Source organism: Fructilactobacillus sp. X3R2C1, assembly GCF_059901235.1.
The window spans coordinates 1-262 of sequence record NZ_JBWXVA010000042.1 but is presented as its reverse complement, the minus strand read 5'-3'; the positions used below and the strand labels follow the sequence as shown (position 1 = coordinate 262).

Sequence of the window (262 nt, the reverse complement as noted above, 5' to 3'; positions counted from 1 at the left end):
GAAGTCGGTCGGCTCGGCAGGCATCGGCTGGGGGCTCCAGCGCAGGCGGTTGGGGTTGATGGCCCCCAGCGGCCCGCTCAGCGGCTGGCGTGCCAGGCGCTCGAAACGCGGGTGCAATGCAGACGGGCGAATACGATACAACCAGGTACGGCGCAGCTCGCTGCGGGCCATGGTAAACGCGGTGCCCGAGAGCAGCTCGGCATACAGCCCGTAGGGTGCCTTCTGCGGCGAGTTCTGCCCGACCGGCAGGGCACCTGGCAGC

The 262-nt window shown here is 69.8% G+C and carries 1 protein-coding gene; it reads right to left on the bottom strand.

Going from position 1 to position 262, the window contains the following annotated elements; genetic code table 11:
• Positions 1-262, bottom strand: a 262-nt coding sequence (locus tag AC6UDB_RS07075) for a homogentisate 1,2-dioxygenase (RefSeq protein WP_500709556.1), incomplete at both ends; no start/stop codon positions are given.